This window comes from Psychrobacter celer (assembly GCF_016107555.1).
Taxonomy (GTDB): domain Bacteria; phylum Pseudomonadota; class Gammaproteobacteria; order Pseudomonadales; family Moraxellaceae; genus Psychrobacter; species Psychrobacter celer.
Genome location: NZ_JABASU010000006.1, coordinates 101,818 through 121,497, shown reverse-complemented (window position 1 = coordinate 121,497; position 19,680 = coordinate 101,818). Strand labels below are relative to the sequence as shown.

General features: G+C 47.2%; 18 protein-coding genes. 11 read left to right on the top strand and 7 right to left on the bottom strand.

The features are described from left to right. Positions 1 to 217: 217 nt before the first annotated feature. From ileS to JFC05_RS04955, 3 genes are all read left to right on the top strand, one after another. Positions 218 to 3,079, top strand: a complete 2,862-nt coding sequence (gene ileS, locus JFC05_RS04965) for an isoleucine--tRNA ligase (protein ID WP_198336007.1) — start codon at positions 218 to 220, stop codon at positions 3,077 to 3,079. Further along, positions 3,072 to 3,710 (top strand): signal peptidase II, encoded by a 639-nt coding sequence (gene lspA, locus JFC05_RS04960; protein ID WP_105244835.1) that lies wholly within the window; start codon positions 3,072 to 3,074, stop codon positions 3,708 to 3,710. Before ileS ends, lspA begins: the two co-directional genes overlap by 8 nt. A gap of 276 nt (positions 3,711 to 3,986) precedes the next feature. After that, positions 3,987 to 4,628, top strand: coding sequence for an O-acetyl-ADP-ribose deacetylase (locus JFC05_RS04955; RefSeq protein WP_227697415.1), 642 nt, complete (start codon positions 3,987 to 3,989; stop codon positions 4,626 to 4,628). A gap of 9 nt (positions 4,629 to 4,637) precedes the next feature. On the opposite strand, the gene JFC05_RS04950 is transcribed toward JFC05_RS04955, so the two are convergent. Next, entirely contained in the window at positions 4,638 to 5,309 is a 672-nt protein-coding gene (locus tag JFC05_RS04950; RefSeq protein ID WP_198336006.1) for a DUF1294 domain-containing protein, read from the bottom strand. Between the two features lie 124 nt (positions 5,310 to 5,433). On the opposite strand from JFC05_RS04950, the gene fkpB reads away from it, so the two are divergent. Both fkpB and JFC05_RS04940 read left to right on the top strand, forming a co-directional pair. Beyond that, positions 5,434 to 5,931, top strand: a complete 498-nt coding sequence (gene fkpB / locus JFC05_RS04945) for an FKBP-type peptidyl-prolyl cis-trans isomerase (RefSeq protein WP_075102068.1) — start codon at positions 5,434 to 5,436, stop codon at positions 5,929 to 5,931. A 63-nt stretch (positions 5,932 to 5,994) separates the two neighbouring features. Then, a complete protein-coding gene (locus JFC05_RS04940) occupies positions 5,995 to 7,035 on the top strand; it encodes an aldo/keto reductase (protein WP_198336005.1) in 1,041 nt (346 codons plus the stop codon). Positions 7,036 to 7,156: 121 nt separating this feature from the next. Here the strand turns inward: JFC05_RS04940 and JFC05_RS04935 are convergent, their stop codons facing one another. Continuing rightward, positions 7,157 to 7,957 carry a lysophospholipid acyltransferase family protein gene (locus JFC05_RS04935; protein WP_105244832.1) on the bottom strand — a complete coding sequence of 267 codons (801 nt, stop codon included), beginning with the start codon at positions 7,955 to 7,957 and terminating at the stop codon, positions 7,157 to 7,159. 344 nt (positions 7,958 to 8,301) lie between these two features. Between JFC05_RS04935 and hflX the strand changes: the two genes are divergently transcribed. From hflX to JFC05_RS04905, 6 genes are all read left to right on the top strand, one after another. After that, a complete protein-coding gene (gene hflX / locus JFC05_RS04930; protein ID WP_198336004.1) occupies positions 8,302 to 9,744 on the top strand; it encodes a ribosome rescue GTPase HflX in 1,443 nt (480 codons plus the stop codon). A 517-nt stretch (positions 9,745 to 10,261) separates the two neighbouring features. Beyond that, positions 10,262 to 10,747: a CidA/LrgA family protein gene (locus JFC05_RS04925; RefSeq protein ID WP_198336003.1), complete on the top strand. Its 486-nt coding sequence runs from the start codon at positions 10,262 to 10,264 to the stop codon at positions 10,745 to 10,747. A gap of 34 nt (positions 10,748 to 10,781) precedes the next feature. Further along, positions 10,782 to 11,471: an LrgB family protein gene (locus JFC05_RS04920; RefSeq protein WP_198336002.1), complete on the top strand. Its 690-nt coding sequence runs from the start codon at positions 10,782 to 10,784 to the stop codon at positions 11,469 to 11,471. Positions 11,472 to 11,913: 442 nt separating this feature from the next. After that, positions 11,914 to 12,741 carry a lytic transglycosylase domain-containing protein gene (locus tag JFC05_RS04915; RefSeq protein ID WP_198336001.1) on the top strand — a complete coding sequence of 276 codons (828 nt, stop codon included), beginning with the start codon at positions 11,914 to 11,916 and terminating at the stop codon, positions 12,739 to 12,741. A gap of 90 nt (positions 12,742 to 12,831) precedes the next feature. Beyond that, positions 12,832 to 13,353 (top strand): helix-turn-helix domain-containing protein, encoded by a 522-nt coding sequence (locus tag JFC05_RS12945; protein WP_198336000.1) that lies wholly within the window; start codon positions 12,832 to 12,834, stop codon positions 13,351 to 13,353. Beyond that, a complete protein-coding gene (locus JFC05_RS04905; RefSeq protein ID WP_198336034.1) occupies positions 13,254 to 14,180 on the top strand; it encodes an IS3 family transposase in 927 nt (308 codons plus the stop codon). The genes JFC05_RS12945 and JFC05_RS04905 overlap by 100 nt, the downstream gene beginning before the upstream one ends. Before the next feature lie 112 nt (positions 14,181 to 14,292). Here JFC05_RS04905 and tsf read toward each other — a convergent pair whose 3' ends face one another. The 5 genes from tsf to JFC05_RS04880 form a co-directional block, all read right to left on the bottom strand. Then, positions 14,293 to 15,174 (bottom strand): translation elongation factor Ts, encoded by an 882-nt coding sequence (tsf, locus tag JFC05_RS04900; RefSeq protein WP_192995953.1) that lies wholly within the window; start codon positions 15,172 to 15,174, stop codon positions 14,293 to 14,295. 430 nt (positions 15,175 to 15,604) lie between these two features. Continuing rightward, positions 15,605 to 16,384 (bottom strand): 30S ribosomal protein S2, encoded by a 780-nt coding sequence (gene rpsB / locus JFC05_RS04895; RefSeq protein ID WP_100748923.1) that lies wholly within the window; start codon positions 16,382 to 16,384, stop codon positions 15,605 to 15,607. Between the two features lie 468 nt (positions 16,385 to 16,852). After that, positions 16,853 to 17,032 (bottom strand): hypothetical protein, encoded by a 180-nt coding sequence (locus tag JFC05_RS04890; protein ID WP_227697414.1) that lies wholly within the window; start codon positions 17,030 to 17,032, stop codon positions 16,853 to 16,855. A 94-nt stretch (positions 17,033 to 17,126) separates the two neighbouring features. Further along, a complete protein-coding gene (locus JFC05_RS04885; RefSeq protein WP_198335999.1) occupies positions 17,127 to 18,386 on the bottom strand; it encodes a multidrug effflux MFS transporter in 1,260 nt (419 codons plus the stop codon). A 253-nt stretch (positions 18,387 to 18,639) separates the two neighbouring features. Continuing rightward, on the bottom strand, positions 18,640 to 19,452 hold the full coding sequence (locus tag JFC05_RS04880) for a crotonase/enoyl-CoA hydratase family protein (protein ID WP_198335998.1): 813 nt from the start codon (positions 19,450 to 19,452) through the stop codon (positions 18,640 to 18,642). Between the last annotated feature and the right edge of the window lie 228 nt (positions 19,453 to 19,680).

The window sequence follows — 19,680 nt, the reverse complement described above, 5'->3', positions numbered from 1 at the left end:
TATTTATGATGTAGGCAGACGCTTTTATCTGCTTGTGACGACATAAAGTGATTGTAGTTGGAAGCCGCTATATTACTAACTAGCGCCGCAGCCAAATACCAGTATTAATAGTGACACAGTAAGCGTAGCGTTCACGTAACATCCGCACGCTATTTTAGATCAGCATGTACTCGGCTCTTTCTCCCACTTCTAACCATCATTTTATAAGATACCTTTTATGACTGACAAAAGCACCGACACCCCAAGCCACGATTATAAAGATACATTAAACCTCGCCGACACCCCGTTTGCCATGCGTGCAAACCTCGCCAAACGCGAGCCTGACTGGCTAGCGGCGTGGGAAGCCGATGATGTCTATGGCAAAATTCGTAAGGCGCGCACAGGTGCGCCAAAGTATATTTTGCATGATGGCCCTCCTTATGCCAACGGTCAGATTCACTTAGGTCATGCGGTCAATAAGGTTTTAAAAGATATCATCGTTAAGTCAAAAACGCTGTCGGGGTTTGATGCGCCTTATGTTCCTGGTTGGGATTGTCATGGCCTACCTATCGAACAAAAAGTCGAAACCAAGGTCGGCAAAGTCGGTCAAAAAGTCTCGGCTACTGAGTTTCGTGGTCTGTGCCGCGAGTATGCCCGCACCCAGATCGAGCTACAAAAAGCCGACTTTAAACGTCTGGGCGTTTTTGGTGATTGGGACAACCCCTATCTCACCATGAACTTTGCGCAGGAAGCCAATATCGTCCGTGCACTTGCAAAAATCTATGATAATGGTCACGTAACTCGCGGTATGAAGCCTGTAAACTGGTGCTTGGACTGTAGCTCTGCCCTCGCCGAAGCCGAAGTGGAATACCAAGACAAAGTCTCTGACGCCATTTATGTCAGCTTTGATATAGTGGATACCGACAAGGTAGAGGCGCTAAATGGCATCGACGGCAGTATTGCTGCCATCATTTGGACGACGACGCCATGGACGCTGCCTGCCAACCAAGCCATTGCCGTGCATCCTGAGCACGACTATAGCGTGGTGGCAACAGACAAAGGCCATTTTTTATTGGCGACAGACTTGATCGAAACTGCGCTGACCGAGCTAAAGCTTGACCACAAAGGTATCTTGGCGACCGTATCAGGACGCAAGCTTGAAGGTCTGCACGCCCAGCATCCACTGATTAGCGAGCGTCAAGTGCCGCTTATCCTAGGCGATCACGTCACCACCGATAGCGGTACAGGCCTCGTCCATACCGCGCCCGGTCATGGTCTTGACGATTATATCGTTGGCCTAAAATATAACTTGCCGGTTGAAAACCCTGTGGGCGGTACGGGTGTGTATTTAGACAGCGCTGCGATATTTGCCGGAGAGCATATCTATAAAGCCAACCCAAAAATCATCGCCACCTTGCACGAAAACGGCCACCTCGTCAGCCATACTAAAATCGAGCACAGTTACCCGCATTGCTGGCGTCACAAGTCGCCGATTATCTTCCGCGCCACCCCGCAGTGGTTTATCAATATGGAAGCCAAAGGCTTACGCGAGCGAGCGCTTGCTGATATTCCAACGGTCAAATGGACGCCCGCTTGGGGACAAAACCGCATCGAGGCGATGATGACTGACCGTCCTGACTGGTGTATCTCACGCCAGCGTACTTGGGGCGTGCCAATCACTTTCTTTACGCATAAAGAAACCGGTGAGCTGCATCCAAACACGCTGGAGCTGATGGAAGTGGCGGCACAAAAAATCGCTGATGGCGGCGTGGAAGCGTGGTTTGATGCCAGCTGTGAGGACTTTTTGGGTGATGAGGCTGCTGACTATGACAAAGCGACCGACACGCTAGACGTATGGTTTGACTCAGGGACCACGCATTTTGCTGTACTTGAGCAGCGCGATGAGCTGACCAACCCAGCGGATATGTACTTAGAGGGCTCAGATCAGCATCGCGGCTGGTTCCAGACTTCCCTACTGACCTCAGAGGCGATGTACGAGCGTCCACCATTTAAGCAAGTATTGACCCATGGTTTTGTGGTAGATGAAAACGGCCGCAAGATGAGTAAGTCGCTTGGCAACATCATCACCCCGCAAGACGAGATCAACAAAACGGGCGCGGACATGCTGCGCTTATGGATTGCCTCAAGTGATTATCGTTATGAGATGAGCGCGGGTAAGACCGTGTTTAAGGGCGCGATTGACATGTATCGCCGTATCCGTAACACCTTGCGCTTTTTGCTTGCCAATACTGATGACTTTGATCCAGCGACCAACAGCGTGGCGATGGATGAGCTGGTCAGCCTTGATAAATTCATCATTGAGCGCGCGCAAACCGTGCAAGCACAAATCATCAGCGCTTATGATGCGATGGACTTTCACCAAGTCACCCAGCACGTCACCGCGTTTTGCTCGCAAGACTTGGGCAGCTTTTATTTAGATATCATCAAAGATCGCCAGTACACCACTCAGACTGATGGACAGCCGCGCCGCTCTGCTCAGACGGCGATTTATCATATCGCTCATGCGCTGATTCGCTGGATCACGCCTATCTTGTCCTTTACGGCCCAAGAAGCGTGGGAAGTACTAGAAGGCAAAAACGGACAAGACGCAGGTTATGTGTTTACCCAAGCGTGGTACACCTTCCCAGCATTTGAGCTGAGCGCCATCACAAGCGACGACTGGCAACGCATCATGCAGGCCAAAGACATCGTCAACAAACATATCGAAACAGCGCGCGGCGAAAAAATCATCAATGCCAACTTATCAGCGGGCGTCGATCTGTATGCCAGCGGCGCGATGCAAGAGAGCTTGGCCAAGCTTGGCGAAGAGCTACGTTTTGTCTTGATTACCAGTAGCGCGACCCTGCAGCCGATGAGTGAAGCCCCTGCTCAGAGCGTAGATACTGGCTCAGTATCAGCAGAGAGCCATGCCGATGAGTCAAGCGACTTGCAGGTCAAAGTGAGTGCAGCCACAGGTACCAAGTGCGTACGCTGCTGGCATATCCGTGATGACATCGGCGTCGATAGCGCCCATCCTGAGCTATGCGCGCGCTGCGTGACCAACGTGAGCGGTACAGGCGAGGTGCGCCACTATGCCTAATTCTGCGCCTAACCCGTCAGACTCACCTCACAAGTCGCCGCAAGTTGAGGCCGACGGCTCCCCCAAGCCTGCACATGCAACCACTGGCAGCTCATCGACACCTAGAGGTCGCCTAACTAAGACCCCTAAGATGGTCGCCAATGGCAGTCGCGCCTTTATGTGGTATGCGTTATCGCTGGTGGTGATCATCATCGACCAGTGGAGCAAATGGCTGGCTGAGACCACGCTCAATTTTCTTGAGCCTGTGCCAGTGTTAGAGCCGTTTCTCAACTGGACACTGGCTTACAACTATGGCGCCGCGTTTAGCTTTTTGGCCGATGCAGGCGGCTGGCAAAAGTGGTTTTTTGCGGGACTGGCGCTGGTGATGTCGCTGTTTTTGATCGGCTATCTAATCAAAGCACCACGGCAAGCCAAGCTGCTATCGACAGGCCTTGCGCTGGTGCTTGGCGGTGCCATTGGCAACCTGATTGATCGCTTGCTACATGGTCATGTGATTGACTTTATTCATGTACATTATGCTGATGTGTGGCATTATCCGATTTTTAATATTGCCGATATTGCTATCTGTATCGGCGTCGTGTTCATTGTCATCGACATGCTGTTTTTGGAAGGTAAGCGCAGCCCTAAATAATATAACATTAGGGCATGCTCTCATTTTAAAAATGAGATAAATGGCCGCAAAACATTGCAATCAAACAACGAAAATAGCGCAGATAGTATCGAAATATTAGTCAGCTATTTTTAACGCATCTAGATGACTATCGACTATAGTGAGGACACATCCTAAAAACAACAGGGTTATCAATAGGCTACCAAATGGTGGCCTATTTTTTTGTGTTTTTGTAGATTGTAACTATTGATATTTATCGCTAAAGTACCATACGTTCACTATAAAAAGGATATAGCCATGCCTAACAATCAAGTGACGAACAATCAAATGACGAATAGCAAAATAACGCCTATTGCTCAAAAGCAGCTGTCAGTGTCTAATGACTATAATGGTAACAGCAGTGGTACTCACAGCGTGACCCTATCAGTGTTACAGACGGATATTACCACGTTGCATGTCGATGCCATTGTCAATGCGGCTAACAAAAGCTTGCTCGGTGGCGGCGGTGTCGATGGTGCGATTCATCGAGCAGCAGGGCCTAAGCTGCTTGAGTATTGCCGTACATTAAATGGCTGCCAAACTGGTGATGCCAAAATCAGCCCAGCATTTGATTTGCCTTGTCAGTACGTGATTCATACGGTAGGCCCTATCTGGCATGGCGGTCGTAGTAATGAGCAAGCACTACTGGCCAGCTGTTATCAAAAGTCTTTAGATTTGGCAGCGCAACACGGTCTCAGCAGTATTGCCTTCCCTTCTATTAGTACCGGCGTCTACGGCTACCCCATTGATAAGGCAGCTAAGATTGCAATCGATACAGTCATAGCATATGTGCAAAATGGCTTAGAACAGATGGATGGCTTTTCCATTCACGACGTGATTTTTTGCTGTTTTTCTGCCTCAGATGCCGCTGTGTATAAGCAAATACTGGCGCAGATTTAGTTTAACGCTTTATCCTAATTCGCTTAAAAGCGCTAGCCCGCCGCCCATGATGACAAAGAGTAATCCTGCTAAGTTGATAATAACCGTTAAATAATAAACGATACGAAACTCAGGCTTTTGTGATTTGTGGCGCAAATACGTCTGTGCTACCAATGCGCCGACCCAGCCGCCAAGTGCGCTTAGTATATGCAGCGTCGACTCAGGCGTGCGCCAATCGCCATTTTGAGCAGCAGCTTTGTCTTTGGCATAAGTAATATAAGTGACGATGCCTAGCACAGCGTACCATGCCACCACCAGCCAGCTGAGCTTTTGAGTTGCCGCCAATAAAATTAAAACCCCATAAAAACCAATACCAAGAAACAAACGTTTCTTTTGCCCTGCTGCAAATTCTGCTTGGGCATTACGTTTGCGATTACGCTGACGGATTTGGCGGTTTTTTTCTGCCATTTTTTGTTGGACAAAGCTCAGCTCTTGGACTTGTCTGGCTTGCAGGCGACCTTGGCTATCTTGTCCGACATCAAAGACCACCGCTTCACCAACCTCAGGACGGCGCTGCGCTCTAAACTCACTAATGTGAAAAAACAGCGACGCCCCGCTTGATGTTTCAATAAAACCAAAGCCTTTGTCGTCTTGCCATTTATGCACGTGTCCCTGTTGCTTGCTGGGTGCTTGACTTGCCATAATTCTGCCCTATTTAAGATATGGCAGATATATTACACCATTTGCGTTACACTATTTGCGCTTACACACCCAGCAAAATGACTTATCATTTCTCTATTATATTTACGACAACTGGCTTTTGATTATGACTGAATCACAATTTATCAACCCCAACGAAGACACGCGCATCACCTTTGGTAGCCTTGTTAGCCTACACTTTGAAGTTTCATTAGAAAACGGCACGGTGATTGACTCCACCTTTGGCCGTGAGGCACCAGTGACGCTGACGGTCGGCGATGAAAGCTTGTTGCCAGGGTTTGAGCAAGTACTTATGAATCTACGCGCAGGCGACACGCGCACAGCTCACCTTGAGCCAGAGCAGGCATTTGGTGAGTGGAACCCTGACAACGTTCAGCACTTTAGCCGTCCGCAGTTTGCTCTTATCGCCGATCATCCAGAAGTCGGCATGATGGTTGAGTTTGAGGATAAAGGCAAAAACACCTTACCCGGTATTATTAGCGCGATTAATGAGGATGAGATTGAGGTCGATTTTAACCATCCGCTGGCCGGCCAATCGGTATTGTTTAAGGTCAAAGTCTTTAAAGTAACCCCGCCTGGGGTGACTGGCATTCAAATCATGTAATGCCCTGACCACGCTCAATACTCAATGCTCAACCCTAAAATCAAAGTCCACAAGGAGACTGACATGCAATATACAACGTTGCCGCAACTCGATGAACAGGTTTCTAAAATCTGTTTGGGCACTATGACATGGGCGCAGCAAAACACCGAGGCTGAGGCGCACGCCCAGATGGATATGGCACTGAGCGAAGGCGTCAACTTTTGGGATACAGCAGAGATGTATCCATCACCACCAGATAAAGACAAGCAAGGCGATACCGAGCGTTATATCGGTACTTGGTTTGCCAAGACCCAGCAGCGTGACAAGGTCATTTTGGCCAGTAAAATGTCACCCCTGAGCTTTTTGCGTGACGGTAAAACGCGCTTTAATGCTGAGCAAATCAGCAGCGCTATCGATAGTAACCTTGAGCGTCTACAAACCGATTATATCGATATTTATCAGCTGCATTGGCCTGAGCGACAAGCCAACTTCTTTGGGCAGCGCGGCTATGACAGCGAGATGTCAGCGCAATCGCTTGATGACTTAACGCCATTTTTGGAGACCGTCCAAGCGCTGAATAATGAGATTAAAAAAGGCCGTATTCGTGCTTATGGACTGTCGAATGATACCGCGTGGGGACTGATGCGCTATCTGTGGGAAGCGGACAAAAACGGTCTAATCGCGCCGCTAACGGTGCAAAACCCGTATAGCCTCCTCAACCGTCTCTATGAGGTCGGCATGGCGGAGATTGCCCATCGTGAAAACGTCGGCTTGCTTGCTTACTCGCCGCTTGGGTTTGGCGTACTATCAGGTAAGTACTTGGACGGCAAACGCCCAGCTGGCGCGCGCCTGACCATGTATGATAGATTCCAAAGATATATTAATGAGCAAGCGCTAGCAGCCACTGAGCAATACGCTAAGATTGCCAGCGATGCCGGACTAGATATGGCGCAGATGGCGCTGGCCTTTGTCAATTCACGCCCGTTTGTCACCAGCAACATCATTGGCGCGACCACACTTACGCAGTTAAAATCCAATATCGATAGCATTGATCTGACACTCACTGACGATGTATTGGAGGCCATTGAAGCAGTGCACACGCGCCAGCCCAATCCGTCACCTTAATAAGCGGCGCCCAATGTGTCACTGACAAAACACGAAAAAAGACGCCAATCGCGGTAAATATTGCTACGATTGGCGCCTTTTTTATTCAGCGACTTTTCATTTGACTGTACAGCTCAGCTGATTATTGACTAGGCGGCACACTCAGTACCCGCGCATGCAGATCGGCCAATCCTTCTTGCATTTTTCTTTGCAGCAAGTCGGTCAGTTCGCTTTTGCTATAGCCTTTAGGGTCTATCGGCTCTAATGGTAGCACATAGGCCGTCACATCCTTACTATCTAGCACCTTTTTTAAGCTCTCTTTCATGGTAATCTTGCCATAATACGGCAATGCCTCACTGAGCGCTCCGTCTTTGTCAACATAAGCGATAAGGATCGGTCGTATAGGGACATCTGCGTCTATCGCAGCTTGTAGCAGGGTACCATGGATACGCTTGACCTTTTTGCCATCAGTCGTAGTCGCTTCAGGGAAGAAGATAACCGAAAACCCTTTGGTCAAAAACTCAGCAATCTGCGTGGCCACTGAGCCTGCATCACCGGAGCCGCGCTCAATAAAGAGCGTGCCGGCAGCATGCGCTAATTTACCAAACACAGGCCACTCACCAATCTCCGCCTTGGATAAGAAAAACGCGGGGCTTACCGTTCCCACGACAGGGATATCCATCCATGACACATGATTGGACACCCACAGACCATGATGCTGCTGTACTGGCTCGACCTCGATGACTTTAACACCAAAAGAGCCTGCCATCTTACGACAAAACGCCTGAATATAACGGGGTAGTTTTTCGCGTGGCGGCTGCTTAAAGGCACCAAGACGCTGAGCGGCTCGCAGTCCACCGACCATCGTTGTGGTCATACCAGCGATTTGCTTGCCGCGTCCTAGCTGTTGTCTGAGTGAAAATTTTGACTTAGCTTGGCTCATCTTCGTCCTCATGATTAAATAACTGCTGTTTATATCAACAAAAAAACGAGCTAAGTATAGCAAAGTTATGCGCCTCAGTGATAGCCTGTTCACTGAGTCAGTGCCTAGTTTTATACAAAGTTTTATACAAACGCGCAATGAAGCCACTTATAAACGCGCTAACTTACCAGCCGTCCTCCGCGCTAGGAAACACAAACCTGTGTAACATAAATCTATCGCTAATTGTGCCGTTACGCTTTAATATCAACAGATAAGACCACATATAAAAGGTCATATGAACGCCGCCTCGAAGTTGACAGACAAATGGCAGCGATTTATTTACTTTATTAAATAGGTGATATTCTTTGGATTATTTTGAAAGACATGAAGGTGGCGAGCGTGCCATCATTGTACATTTAGATATTCGTCAAATCCAAGACCCTGACGATCTTAGCGAGTTTGAGCTATTGGCAGACTCAGCAGGCGCCGATCGTTTGGCATTGGTGACAGGCTCACGTTTAAAGCCTGATGCCAAGTTTTTTGTGGGTAGCGGCAAAGCAGAAGAGATTGCAGAGCTAGTGCGTGAGCACGACGCCGATATTGTTCTTTTTAATCACAGCTTATCGCCCTCACAAGAGCGTAATATCGAGTCGGTGGTCAAATGCCGCGTGCTGGATCGCACCGGACTGATTTTGGATATTTTTGCTCAGCGCGCCCGCACTTATGAGGGCAAGCTACAAGTGGAGCTGGCGCAGCTCAACCACTTATCGACACGGCTGGTGCGTGGTTGGACGCATTTGGAGCGGCAAAAAGGCGGTATCGGTCTGCGCGGGCCGGGTGAGACCCAGCTTGAGACCGATCGCCGCTTACTACAAACGCGAGTCAACCAGCTCAAATCTAAGCTTGAAAAAGTCCGGCAAACCCGCGCACAAGGACGCGCCCGTCGACAAAAATCTGACGTACCGACCATCTCGCTAGTCGGCTATACCAACGCTGGTAAATCGACACTGTTTAACCGCTTGGTCGACGAAAACATCTATGCCGCCGATCAGCTGTTTGCTACCCTCGACCCGACGCTACGTCGCCTTGACTGGCAAGGCGTGGGACGTGTGGTACTGGTCGATACTGTCGGTTTTGTGCGTCATTTGCCGCACGAGCTGGTCGAGTCGTTTCACGCGACACTAGAAGAGACGCTAGAGGCGGACTTGCTACTACACGTCATCGACTCCTCTAGCGAAGACATGCACGAGCAAATCGAAGCGGTAAAAAATGTGTTGGCTGAAATTGATAACGACGTACCCGTGCTCAATGTGTATAACAAAATTGATATCACAGGCGAGCCTGCTCATATTGGTTATGCCAGCGAAGGCCAGCCAAACCGCGTCTACGTCTCATCAAAAGAAAACCTTGGAATAGAAGCGCTGTCGCTTGCTGTACAGCAGCTGCTCACTGGCGCACTGACCACCTTTGATTTGACATTGCCTTATGGTGCGGGTCAATTTAAAAACACCTTGTACGAGCTAGGCGTCATCTTAGAAGAAAGCTACGATGACACAGGCCACGAGTGCCTAACCATTCGCTTGCCAAGCGATCGGCTCAAACAGCTGCTTGGACAAGCCAATCTCGATCCTGTAGATGTCCTACCACTGGCGCAAGCGACGCTACTGATGCCGACGCTTGAGGAGTTTGAAAAGCCAGATGAGAACGTAGAGCCTACCTTGACTGCGGCCGAAGAAAAAGCCTTTGATGAGTTTGAGACAAACACAGCATCGTCCTCGCCTCAAAAAAGCAGCCTACCCGACTCATAACTTATAAGAGCAAGCGGCGGGCGGCTCAGCTTTTATTTGCAAACCGCTTTGATATACCTACAGACAAAGCCCTACACACAGATGGTATCGCTGATATCGTCTGTTTTTTATTGCCTCGCTTAAAGCCGTCTCTCTCAAAGCCACCTTCCCTAATACCATAAGACAAAATAGCACGATGATACTAGGGCGGTTATACCTATAGTCAGGTCAATAAAAAAAGGATACAGCGAGACTGAAATAAATTTTTCGTAGCATCTGGCGGCGCAAGCACAGCACGCAAAAAAGTTTGTACCAGTCTAGCGAATGTATGCAGTGTATCTCTTTATCTTACCTCTCTTTTATTTAGTCACGACGATAGGCTTTATTAGTTACGTGATTCTCTATATAATCGCCTATACGATATGCCATATACAAAATACCATAACGACACAATGTACTTATAAGGGTGCAGCTGCCATAGCCATGCGCCAACCGTTATCGCTGCGCCTACCCATCTCCGATTTGGCCAAAACTGCTTATGAAGTCCACTCACTCCTCCAACCTACCGCTATGGCTGGCGCTGATATTAACATTAGCGATGGTTATTTTTGTCCGTGAAACAGCGGTGCTGGTCTGTCAATGGGCGGGTATCGAAAAAGCGGCCAATATCGTCGGTTTGGTGGCGATGTTTGTGGTGTTGATGGCGTGGCGCTTGCTAAAAGGCCTACCTATCTGGCTCACTCAAGCCAGCAATACGTTATTGGTTGATAGCGGCTTTGCTTTTTTGCCCGTTTCTGCTGGTGCAGGTTTATTGTTATTTGCCTTAGGAGACGAGCTGTGGGGCGTGATGCTGACAATGCTGATCAGCACCTTAATACCGCTTTGGGGATTAGCATTGCTGGCCAACCGCTGGCTCAATCAAGACACTGACACTGACACTGATACTGATACTGATACTGATACTGATACTGAGTCTGATAGTGACTCGCAAGCTGGCAACACCGGCAGCACTAGCAAGCAATAAAAGCGGCGCTCAGCTGAATGAACAAGGCAGACTTATGACTTTTGATAGCGTATTGACAGCAACCCTTGCGGCGATATTATTGACCTTGGTCGCCCATGTCATTGCCCGTATCTTAGCGCGTAAGCTATCTTGGCTACCGATGGTCATCACGGCCTTAGCGCTGGTTTTGCTGTTTTTGTTTGTGCTGCAGTGGGACTACAATCACTACTATAGCGTCGCAAAGCCTGTGTTTGACCATCTCTTAGGATACGTCACGGTTTTATTGGCAGTGCCACTCGCCGCCATGAACTTTAAAGGCTTACCTGTCAAAAAACTCACCCTTATCGTCATGATTGCAAGCGTGGTCGGTGCTTTGCTGCCAATGTCGCTCGCCTATCTGCTGTCACTCAGTCACGAGACGATACTGGCATTTGCCACCCGCTCAGTGACCACTCCTATCGGTCTTAGTGTGGCGGATTTGATCAAAGCGCCGCTGGCGATGGCCAACCTTATCATCATTGTCTCAGGTCTCGTTGGGGGTACTTTGGCGCGCTTTTTATTTGGCCGTGTCGATGATGACCGTGCCAAAGGCTTAGCACTTGGCTTGGCCGCTCACGCTTTTGGTACAGTCGAAGCGTGGCAGATCAGTCATACCGCCGGACGCTATGCAGCCTTTGGACTGGCAGTCAATGGGCTGGTGACCGCGATTTGGGTACCGATATTTGTTAGTGCCGTTGCGTTATAGCTACCCCCTGACCTCTCATCAATTAAAGACAAGCTCAAAGCATTAGCCGCTCTTATCCTCTTGCTCTTATTACACCGTTCCTACACTCTTATCATAGCCACTTACTACCACCATGAGCCCTTGCGGCAGCTGAGCTGACACTGAAATGCGTACACTGCAAATGATAGCTTATTGATTTATTTCGTATTATTTACAAAATAATGCTCACTTTTTCTTATTATTTTGACAATCCCATGCGTCAAAAAGTTATTATATGTTATAGTAAACAACTATTATTTTTTGTATCTATTGCAAATGATCTTAACGAAACATGAAGACGTCAGGGTCGTTGCTAGGTAGCTGGCGACAAAACACGGCAGATAAAATAAGCACTTGCCTTTATAAGCTGGCCGACTCATCAGCGACAGTCATTTGCGACTACTCGATAAAAAGTGATATCTCTATGATAAATACGACTACCATCAAGACTCGCTGTTTGTCTCCGTTTTTATTAAATGCCATCACTGGTGTTACCAGTATCCTTGCTATCTCAAGCTTGAGTGTGAGTGCTCATGCAGGCAATATGTATATCTACAAAGACCAAGGCGGTCAGGTGCTCTTGACCAACGTTAGCCCCAGTGGCAACTTTGATAAGTTCACCAAAAAAGTCAAAGTCACTTACTATAAAGATTCTAAGATGTATGACGGCAGCAGCAACGGCTATGGCAGCAGTCCGGCGAGTAGTAGTGCCAGTCGCAACGCCTATGATAGCTATATTCGCGCGTCCGCGGCACGTCATGGCGTCGATCCTGCCCTGATGAAAGCCATGATGCATACTGAGTCGGCTTTTAATCCAAATGCTCGCTCACCAGTCGGCGCTCAAGGGCTGATGCAGCTGATGCCTGCTACCGCACGGCGATTTAATGTGGGCAATCCTTGGAACCCTGCCGACAACATCGAAGGCTCAGCCAAATACATCGCCTGGCTGATGCGCCGTTTTAATAACAACGTCGAGCACGCTGTGGCAGGCTATAACGCAGGCGAGGGCAATGTCGATAAATACGGCGGCATCCCGCCTTTTAAAGAGACGCGCAACTATGTCAAAAGAGTGATGAGCCGCTATCATAGCTTATACAAAAATGACGCTGGTCTGTCTGGTGCCAGTATCAATGCCAACAACCAAGTCAATATGAACAGTACAAACAATGGGCTACAAAACGTCAGTTATGGCACGAGCAGTAATAGCAACAGCCCAAGTTATATCAAATCTGCCTACGAGGCCTTACGCTAGTAAGTCCATAAAGTTGGTCAAGCTCAGACACAAAAAAGCCCGTTATTGAACCGAACCCCATAAGTTGGACACAACTTATGGGGTATTTTTATGCGTTATAATCTAGACTTTAAGCTGCAAGTCATCGCATACTATGAACAAGGACATAGTAGTCGAGCCACAAGCAAGAAGTTTACTGTAAATCCAAAGTTTGTTCTTAAATGGGTTAAGCAATATCAAAGCGGTGGTATCGATGCTATCAAACCAAAGACCAGCAAAGCCTACTATAGTCGCGAGTTTAAACACAAAGTGCTTACAACGATGCTTAGCCAAGGCTTGAGTCAATTGGAAGTTGCTTTAAGGTATAACATCAGCTCACCGGCGCTTATTAGTCACTGGCACAAAGCGTATCGGCTACAAGGTATGTCTGGACTAACACCCAAACCTAAAGGTAAAACCGCCATGAGTAAACCCTTTATCACAGACAAGCCAGATGAAGAAAAGAGCTTAGCAGAGCTTAAGCGTGAGAATGAATACCTACGTGCGGAGAACGCCTACCTAAAAAAGCTGGATGCTTTGCTCAAACAGAAGAGGAAACAAGCTTTGAGAAAGCAAGGCTCATCGAAGAGTTGAGGAATAAGTACAGTTTAACAGCCCTACTTAAAGCTGCTGGTATGCCTAAAAGCGTCTTTTACTATCATAGAGCAAAGCTTGGTGATAAAGACAAGCATGCTGACTTAAAACAGCGTATTGCCACGCTATATCACCAGCATAAAGGCAGGTACGGCTATCGCAGGATAACGGCAGCGCTAAAGCAGTTAGGCAGTCATCATAACCACAAGCTCATCGCTAAGCTTATGCGTCATCTAAACTTAAGCGCACGGATTCGACGACAAAGGTACCGCTCTTATAAAGGTGTACAAGGCAAGATTGCAAAGAACTACTTAAAGCGCCAGTTTCATGCAGATCGACCGAACACACGCTGGCTGACCGATATTACTGAGTTTAAGGTGGGTGATCATAAGCTGTATTTATCACCGATACTCGATTGTTATAACAATGAGATCATTAGCTATACGCTCTCCAAGCGGCCGACTTATGATTTAGTGAGCAAGATGCTAGATAAGGCGTTAGATAAGATAGATACGCAACAGAAAAACGGGTTAATGCTGCATTCAGATCAAGGCTGGCATTATCAGATGAGACCGCTTAGTAAGATGCTTAAACAACACGGTATTAAGCAAAGCATGAGCAGAAAAGGCAACTGCTTGGATAACGCATTAATGGAGGGGTTTTTCGGAACGCTTAAGTGCGAGACGATCTATATTGAGAAACCAAACTCGATTGAGCAGTTAGAACAACAGATTCATGAGTATATGCATTATTACAATAATGAGCGTATTCAACTCAAATTAAAAGGACTGAGTCCTGTGCAATACAGAACTCAGTCCTTGATTTAAACTAAACCGTCCAATATTTGGGGGTCAGTTCATATCGAGTAACGGGCTTTTTTGTGTCTGACGGCAAAACCAAGGGCTTAACCGTCCTCATCAGTGCAAGTGCACAGAGATGTTACTTGCTAGCCGCTTGAGCCGCTGCAACTTCAGCTGCGAAGTCTTCTTGCTTTTTCTCGATACCTTCACCCACTTCTAGACGTTTGAAGCTTAGTACTTTTACGCCTTCCGCTTTTAGGACATCGCCAACTTTTTTGTCGTTGTCCATGACGTATGGCTGACGTAGTAGAGTGACTTCGTCTAGGTATTTACGTAGGCCACCTTCGATCATTTTTTCAATGATGTTGTCAGGCTTGCCAGACTCTTTGGCTTTGGCTTCGATGATGTCTTTTTCGCGAGCCAATACATCAGCATCAACGCTTTCGTCGTCGACCGCTACAGGGTTGAACGCCGCGATATGCATCGCTAGGTTTTTGCCAGTCTCTTCGCTGCCGCCTTCATACGATACCACAACACCGATACGTAGACCGTGACGATATGATGCTAGGTTGGCACCTTCTAGGGTTTCTACACGGCGCACCTGAATGTTTTCGCCGATTTTTTGTACCAAAGCCACGCGTGCTTCTTCAACGGTTTGGCCATCGCCATATGGTAGCTCAGAGATAGCAGCAACGTCTGTGACGTTATTTTCTAGCGCGATGTTGGCTACTTTTTCTGCAAAAGCAGTAAAGTTGGCGTCTTTTGCCACAAAGTCAGTTTGGCAGTTTACTTCTAACAAAAACGCTTTATTGTCACCTTGAGCAATGATAATAGCGCCGTCAGCTGCGATGTTACCTGCTTTTTTGGCCGCTTTTGCTTGACCAGATTTACGCAAGTTATCGATGGCAACTTCAACATCACCATTGGCTTCTTGTAGGGCTTTTTTACATTCCATCATGCCAAGACCAGTACGGTCTCGCAATTCTTTTACCATTTTGGCAGATACTTGTACTTCTGTCATAAGAGTCACCTTAGTATAGTTATGTATAGGAGGGCTTAATGTCTATTTTTCTTAAGGCTGCTGATAACTTAAGAAAAACGCTCGTATTATCTGCTTATTAATAGAAATAAATCATGACATCCAGCGACTCTACCCACTGGAGTAAACGATAATACTCGTTTGGCCAGTTTATGATAGATGACGATCATGTCATCAGCATGTATTTAATATACTTTATGTAATAGCAGTTATTGATTGAGGGCGTTTGACCGCCATCATTTCATCACGTTATGTAATAGCCATGGTTTCAGCGCTATTATTTAACAACAAGGCATGACGAGTAAAAAACTGCATCATGCCTACTACGAGCTTATCATTAATGACTTTATATGGACGCTGTTAGCGGTGCTATCAAGACATCCTTACAAAGTAACACTTTTAATGCAGCGAATTATTCAGCTGGCGTTGCTGCTTCTTCTGCATTGGCTTCTTCGGCAGGTGCTTGCTCAGCTTTGCCGCCCGCTTGAGTCTGTGCGTATTCTTTACCAGCGATGATCGCATCAGCCATAGACGTGACGTATAGAGTCACAGCACGGATAGCATCATCGTTAGCTGGGATGATGTAGTCAACGTTGTCTGGGCTAGAGTTGGTATCAACGATACCGATTACTGGGATACCAAGGTTTTTGGCTTCTTTGATAGCGATCGCTTCGTGATCTACGTCTACCACAAAGATAGCGTCAGGTAAGCCACCCATGTCTTTGATACCGCCTAGTGAACGCTCAAGTTTTTCCATATCGCGAGTACGCTCAAGCGCTTCACGTTTGGTCAACTTAGCAAAAGTACCGTCTTCTGATTGCTTCTCAAGCTCTTTTAGACGGCTGATTGACTGACGTAGCGTTTTCCAGTTAGTCAACATACCACCCAACCAGCGATGGTCGACGTATGGCATGCCAGCGCGCTGGGCTTGCTCACGGATAATACCGCTAGCGGCACGTTTGGTACCAACAAACAATACTTTGTTTTTCTTGGCAGCTAGGCCGTTTACGTAAGTCAACGCTTCGTTGAACGCTTTTACGGTGTGCTCTAGGTTGATGATATGAATTTTGTTACGTGCACCAAAGATATAAGGACCCATTTTTGGGTTCCAAAAACGTGTTTGGTGACCAAAGTGAGCGCCGGCTTGTAGTAAGTCGCGCATTTCGATTTTGGTTGGGTTGTTTGTAGCCATGTGAAATATCCTGTTGATTGGGTTATGCCTCCACATCACAAAAACTGCCTATCTAGCAACACGCATCTGCCTGTGGGTCATGCCTATAATCATGGCACTGACCTAACTTGCAAATTAATCAAGTCGCCAAACACCCAGCAATTTTTTGCCATGATGTGTGTGTCATTGGTTGGTGTAAAAAAGAAGCCATGTTGGGTTTTAGCAAAAAACTCAAACCCCTCCTATAAAGCAAATTATAGAAATAGCTGCGCCGTATTCTATCATATAACGCCTCACAACCTCCAGCGCTTTATGAGGACAAACCGCGATTTAACAACTTGTGAGCCTCACGCCTCGAATCGTCGTATCAACAAAAAAGCGATACCATTGTATCGCTTTTTACTGTTGTCGCTTTTTTGTCGCTTTTCGTTGAGGCAACGCGATAAACGAGACACTATCAGTTGATTGTCGTTGATCAGTTAATTGTCATTAAGTGATGCAGATACCAATGACGGCCTTGTGACCACGCCAGGTAAAGGGCGTGATATAGCTTTGCCGATCTTTGGGTAGATACGACACGTTAGGCGCGCTCTCGACGATGTGCGGCGGCGAGATAATAAACTCTGATCCAAACTCCGTCCGAGAGTTACCAGAGATGGTGTTGGCCATCTTTAAGTCAAAAGCACACAAGACTCGTGTCAAGAACCTTTTTATTAAGGCAAAAAAAACACCCAATATTGGGTGTCTCAAAAACTTGCAGCCGCTACTCTGCGTCATCGAGGTCTAAATTACGATCTATCTGCCAGATTAAAAACGCACCCAAACTCATCAGGACAAAAAGTGCAATACCCATTTTTAACACTGGATTAAGAGGGAATAAGTTTAATAATAAACCACCAAAAATACCCACTGAAAACATCAGCGAGCCTTGCAGCGCGCTTGCCATACCCGCACGCTGCTTTTGAAAAGCCAGCGCAATCGCCGAGGCGTTTGGCTGGGTCAATCCTAAGCCTGCAATACAAAAGAAAATACACGCCAGCACCAGTGGCAACCAAGCATCGGTCCCCAAAAATATACCGACAACAAACAACGTGCCTGCAGAGAGCACCTGCATCATCGCCCCGAAACGTAATATGCTCAAGATACGAAAGCGATTGGTCAACCATTGATTCAGCTGAGTCAAACCCACAAACCCTGCCGCATTCATCCCAAACAACCAGCCAAAATGCGTGGCCGAGACGCCATAAGTGTCCATGATTAATTCAGAAGCTGAGCTGATATAGACAAACATCGCACCCATCAACAGCCCGCCACCGATCGCAGGGTAGTTAAAGCTGGGATCTTTTAATAAGTCCCAATATTGGCTCAGCACTTCTCTGGCAGGGCGTACGTTACGGTTTTCTTCGGTCAATGTCTCAAAAAAGAAAAACTTCGTCAGTAATAGATTGAGAGCACCAAAGGCGGCCAAAAACCAAAAAATAGAGTGCCAATTAAAAAACTGTAGAAATAGCGCCCCAAGCGACGGCGCTAATATAGGAGCCAGACCCATCACCAAAACCATAATCGAAAAAGCTTTTGCGGTTTGCTTGGCTGTTAGACGATCTCGAATGGCAGCACGGGTCACCACTGCCCCCACACAAGCACCCAATGCTTGCATCGTTCGTCCTACAAATAATACGTACTCATTATCCGTGGTGGCACAGATAACAGAAGCAATCACATAAAGCGTCATGCCCATATACAGCGGCTTGACTCGACCAACACGATCGCTAAAGGGGCCGTAAAACAACTGACCAAATACCAAACCCACAAAATACGCTGGGACTGAGTTGGCCATAAAGGCGGTTGACACACCGAAATCGTCTGCCATTGACGGTAACGCAGGCAGATACATGTCAATAGATAATGGTCCTACTGCAACCATCAACCCCAGCATCATAATCCATGCAACAGGCAGATCAGCAGAACGTACTCGTTCAGCGGTGATAGGTTTCTTTGAAAGAGAGGATTTTGGGGCAGACATAGTTAGACCGTTTATATAGTGATGATTACTTAAGCTCTTATAAGATGCATGAAATAGATATTTTTAACGACAATAGTGCATTTTATCCAAATCTGTGCAAGCGGATAGTGTTATATCGTGCTGTCCACTCGTATTTCAATAGCCATAACACGCGACTTAACAACTAAAAACAATCAATGTAAAGCATAAGACTCTGTCTAAATTTTTCTACCTTTGATGTAAAACCTTATGATTTATGACTCATTATAAAAGACTAGCGAAACTGTCGCTTGGCAAAGGTGGTGCTTGCTTGCTTGGCTTTTCTAAGGGCCAGCTTGCGATTGCGGCCCAGCATCATCTTAATCTGCCAGATCTTTTCTTTATAGAGCGTGGTTGCAGGCTGATGATGCATGGCATTAATTACTCGTTTGCTGGCGAGCACCGCGTCAGGAGAGCGCTCGGCAAACTCAGCCGCTAGCTGCTGTGCTTGCTCAAGTGGCGTCTCACTACAATGACTGATTAATCCTAATTCTTTGCCGTCAGTAGCATTAATGATGCGCGCCGTCATAGCCAGCTCTTTGAGAACGTCTTCTCGTACCACCCCAAATGCGGATTGAGTCAATCCCATGTCGGGTACCAAACCCCATTTGGCCTCCATAATAGACAGCTGACAATCTGGGTGGCTAATACGCACATCACAGGCCAATGCCAGCTGTAACCCAGCGCCGATACAGTAGCCTTCTAATACCGCGATAACAGGTACTGGCAAATCACGCCATATTAAGCAGACACGTTGAAACGAGCTTTGCCACGGCTTAATCAGCTCCCAAATGGCAAAAGCTTGGTTTTTGGGATGGTTTAAATCGCCCAAGTCGATACCGGCACAAAACGTCCCTTCTGCACCGTTTAAGATGACCGCGCGTATCGTTTTGTCTTTACTAATGCGACCTGCTACGGCGATCAGCTCATCGATGACTTGAAAGCTCATGGCGTTTTTTTTGTGCGGACGATTTAACGTCACAGTGAGTATATTATCAGTGACACTCACTTGTAGCGTTTCGTATTGGTAAGTTGCAATGGCGTTCATAACGATCCTTATTTATGAATGGGTAAAAGATAGACTGATAGCGATAATGTTAGCAGGCTTATCCATATCCTACCTTAGCAATAACTGACTGCCACGATACTTTATAGCGAGACTGCATTGTCAATCCTACATAAAAGAAGTACGTGATTTTTTGCGCGCGACTGGTATCAACTTTGCTTGCTGTGCGATGCAGGCAGATGCTGCGCAAAATCACTCTCAGTCGCACGG

What these genes read in the sequence shown, in the direction of transcription:
- ileS (WP_198336007.1), top strand. Translation starts at nt 218, where the DNA reads ATGACTGACAAAAGCACCGACACCCCAAGCCACGATTATAAAGATACA.
- JFC05_RS04940 (WP_198336005.1), top strand. Translation starts at nt 5,995, where the DNA reads ATGCAATATACAACGTTGCCGCAACTCGATGAACAGGTTTCTAAAATC.
- JFC05_RS04935 (WP_105244832.1), bottom strand. Translation starts at nt 7,957, where the DNA reads ATGAGCCAAGCTAAGTCAAAATTTTCACTCAGACAACAGCTAGGACGC.
- JFC05_RS04880 (WP_198335998.1), bottom strand. Translation starts at nt 19,452, where the DNA reads ATGAACGCCATTGCAACTTACCAATACGAAACGCTACAAGTGAGTGTC.
- lspA (WP_105244835.1), top strand. Translation starts at nt 3,072, where the DNA reads ATGCCTAATTCTGCGCCTAACCCGTCAGACTCACCTCACAAGTCGCCG.
- JFC05_RS04920 (WP_198336002.1), top strand. Translation starts at nt 10,782, where the DNA reads ATGACTTTTGATAGCGTATTGACAGCAACCCTTGCGGCGATATTATTG.
- JFC05_RS04890 (WP_227697414.1), bottom strand. Translation starts at nt 17,032, where the DNA reads ATGGCCAACACCATCTCTGGTAACTCTCGGACGGAGTTTGGATCAGAG.
- JFC05_RS04955 (WP_227697415.1), top strand. Translation starts at nt 3,987, where the DNA reads ATGCCTAACAATCAAGTGACGAACAATCAAATGACGAATAGCAAAATA.
- tsf (WP_192995953.1), bottom strand. Translation starts at nt 15,174, where the DNA reads ATGACAGAAGTACAAGTATCTGCCAAAATGGTAAAAGAATTGCGAGAC.
- JFC05_RS04950 (WP_198336006.1), bottom strand. Translation starts at nt 5,309, where the DNA reads ATGGCAAGTCAAGCACCCAGCAAGCAACAGGGACACGTGCATAAATGG.
- JFC05_RS12945 (WP_198336000.1), top strand. Translation starts at nt 12,832, where the DNA reads ATGCGTTATAATCTAGACTTTAAGCTGCAAGTCATCGCATACTATGAA.
- rpsB (WP_100748923.1), bottom strand. Translation starts at nt 16,384, where the DNA reads ATGGCTACAAACAACCCAACCAAAATCGAAATGCGCGACTTACTACAA.
- JFC05_RS04885 (WP_198335999.1), bottom strand. Translation starts at nt 18,386, where the DNA reads ATGTCTGCCCCAAAATCCTCTCTTTCAAAGAAACCTATCACCGCTGAA.
- JFC05_RS04915 (WP_198336001.1), top strand. Translation starts at nt 11,914, where the DNA reads ATGATAAATACGACTACCATCAAGACTCGCTGTTTGTCTCCGTTTTTA.
- fkpB (WP_075102068.1), top strand. Translation starts at nt 5,434, where the DNA reads ATGACTGAATCACAATTTATCAACCCCAACGAAGACACGCGCATCACC.
- JFC05_RS04925 (WP_198336003.1), top strand. Translation starts at nt 10,262, where the DNA reads ATGAAGTCCACTCACTCCTCCAACCTACCGCTATGGCTGGCGCTGATA.